This is a genomic window from Corallococcus sp. CA054B, from assembly GCF_003611625.1.
Taxonomy (GTDB): Bacteria; Myxococcota; Myxococcia; order Myxococcales; family Myxococcaceae; genus Corallococcus; species Corallococcus coralloides.
This window is the reverse complement of the sequence record NZ_RAVY01000368.1, coordinates 1-2,617: the sequence shown is the minus strand read 5'-3', so window position 1 is coordinate 2,617 and position 2,617 is coordinate 1. Positions and strand designations below refer to the sequence as shown.

General features: G+C 71.0%; 1 protein-coding gene and 1 pseudogene. One reads left to right on the top strand and one right to left on the bottom strand.

Going from position 1 to position 2,617, the window contains the following annotated elements; genetic code table 11:
* A pseudogene (locus D7V80_RS40660) lies at window positions 1–663 on the bottom strand (hypothetical protein); the annotation flags it as partial.
* A 295-nt stretch (window positions 664–958) separates the two neighbouring features.
* Here D7V80_RS40660 and D7V80_RS40655 point away from each other — a divergent pair.
* Window positions 959–2,530 carry a PAS domain-containing sensor histidine kinase gene (locus tag D7V80_RS40655; RefSeq protein ID WP_158616781.1) on the top strand — a complete coding sequence of 524 codons (1,572 nt, stop codon included), beginning with the start codon at window positions 959–961 and terminating at the stop codon, window positions 2,528–2,530.
* The last annotated feature ends 87 nt before the right edge of the window (window positions 2,531–2,617 follow it).

Below are 2,617 nucleotides of genomic sequence, written 5' to 3'. Positions count from 1 at the left end.
CCCCCAGTCATGCACAGCGGAGAGCGCCAGCGTGTAGCGGCCGGGTTCGCGGGGCTGGCCGAAGAGGACGTGCTGCACGTCCAGCGCGACTTCCGCCCCCATGAGGCGCGCGCCCAGCACGTCCGAAACGAACGCCTGCGTGTAGAGGGGCCCCAGCGTGCCGGTGAGGAAGCCTCCCGCCGGGTGGTAGTCGGGGTTGCTCCGGTTGGAGTAGCGCCGCACGAGGTGCGCGGACAGCAGGCTGTAGGACTCCAGCGCGCCAAACCAGACGCCCACGGGTGCGTCGTCCGAGCCCAGCTTGAGGCCGCGCACCACCTGCCCGAAGTCCGAGAGGCTGTCCCAGTCCTCTCTCCGCACAAGGCCCGTGCCCTCCCCTCCACGCCACAGCCGAAATCGCACCGGGGCGCCCAGGTTGAGGCCGAAGTCCTCGCCACGCTCGAGGACGACGGTGGGCTCCACCTGGAGAAACCCCTCGTCCAGGCCAACACCCGCGCGCGGCAGCAGGGCCAGCGTCGTCACGTCCAGCCTCAGCAGCGAACGCCACGCCGCGTCCCGCGCGTGCCGCTCCTCTTCCATGGGCCGCGGCGCGGGGAGCTCATCCGCGCCCGCGGCAACCGGCGACAGCAGACACAGCCCCACCACCCAACCGCACGTCATTCGCATCCACGTCTCCCTGTCATGCTCCCGACGAGGGAAGTTTGACCGAAAGCGGCGCCCCCCGGACCTGTCGCGCCGCGGCCTGGATGCGAAGAGCTTGGATGAAGGCGCGGTCTACTGCGTGGATGCTCAGGGCCGCATTGTCGCCGTGCGCTGAACGCGTCTGACCGTGCTCAGGCGAGGAGGGAGACGCAGGGCATCCCCTCCCTTCCCATGCGCACCCGGCCGCCGCACCTCAACAACATCCATGTCCTCGTCGGGTTCACAGGAGCACGGCCCGTCATCCGAAGGGCCCATGCCCATGAGGGTCTGCCCCCCTGCGTCCCTGGCCGAGCTGCTGGACACCGACCACGAGGCGCTCCTGGAAGATTGGGTCGCCCGGGTGTCGCCCCTCTTCACCCACCTGCGCCTGTCACGCGAGCAGCTCATCGACGCCCTGCCCGCCTTCCTTGATGAGCTTCGCGCGGCGCTCGAGGAGGCGGAGGAGGACGCCGGCGGCAGCCCCTCGCTCCACCACATCGAGGCCTCCAGGGCCCACGGCCAGCAGCGCCTGGGCCTGGGCGCCGACGTGCCCCTCGTCACGCGCGAATACGCCGTCCTGCGCGACTGCATCCTGGCCCGGGCCGAGCATGAGGACGTGGACGTGCCGGTGTCCCAGCTGCGCGTGCTCTGCACCTGCATCGACAGCGCGCTGGCCCAGGCGGCCATCCCGTTCGCGATCGACAGCGCCGAGCGCCGCCAGGCGGAAGCCGAGGAGCGCGAGCGCTTCTTCCAGCTGTCCCCGGACATCGTCTGCCTCGCCGGACTGGACGGGTACATCAAGCGCGTGAACGCGAACTTCGTCGTCTCGCTCGGGTGGAGCGAGACGGAACTCTACCAGCGTCCGTTCATGGACCTGGTCCACCCCGACGACCAGGAGTTCACCCGCTCGGAGCTACACAAGCTGTCCCAGGGCATCCCCACCCTGCGCTTCGAGAACCGCCTCCGCACCCGCGACGGCGACTACCGGTGGCTCGCGTGGGCCTCGCGCCCCGTGGCCGGGATGGACCTCATCTACGCCGCCGCGCGCGACATCACCGAACAGAAGTCCGTGACGCACGAACGCGAGCGCCTGCTGGAGGCCGTGCGGGACAGCGAGGCCCGCTTCCGCAACATGGCGGACCACGCCCCCGTCATGCTCTGGGTGACGAACGCCCAGGGCTCCACGACCTACCTGAACCGGGGCTGGTACTCCTTCACCGGCCAGACCGAGGCCACGGGCCTGGGCCACGGCTGGCTCGACGCCATCCACCCCGACGACCTGGAGCGCACGCGGCGGATCTTCGGGGAGGCCCACACCGCCCGCCGGCCCTTCCGCCTGGACTACCGGCTGCGCGGCGCGGACGGCCACCACCGGTGGGCCGTGGACACCGGCTCGCCCCGCTTCGACGCGGACGGGCACTTCCTGGGCTACATCGGCAGCGTCATTGACATCTCCGACCGCAAGCAGGCGGAGGTGGAGCGCGAGGCCCTGCTCGCCCGCGAGAGCGCCGCGCGCCACGAGGCCGAGGAGGCCAGCCAGCTCAAGGACGAGTTCCTGGCCACCGTCAGCCACGAACTGCGCACGCCCCTCACCGCCATCCTCGGCTGGGTGCAGCTTTTGCGCACCGGCCACCTGTCCGAGCCCCGCCGGGAGCGCGCGCTGGAGACCATCGAGCGCAACGCGCGCTCGCAGGGGCAGCTCATCGAGGACCTGCTCGACGTCAGCCGCATCATCTCCGGCAAGCTCAAGCTGGACGTGTCGCCGGTGGACCTGTCCGCGGTGGTGCAGCAGGCGCTCGAGTCCGTGCGGCCCGCGGCGGACAGCGCGCGCACGCGCTCGATGAAGCCGTAGCCGTCCGTGACCGGCATGCCGATGTCGGAGACGAGCACGTCCGGATGCTCCGCCTGGAGCACCTGGAGCCCCTCCATCGCGGAGCCC

What these genes read in the sequence shown, in the direction of transcription:
- D7V80_RS40655 (WP_158616781.1), top strand. Translation starts at nt 959, where the DNA reads ATGAGGGTCTGCCCCCCTGCGTCCCTGGCCGAGCTGCTGGACACCGAC.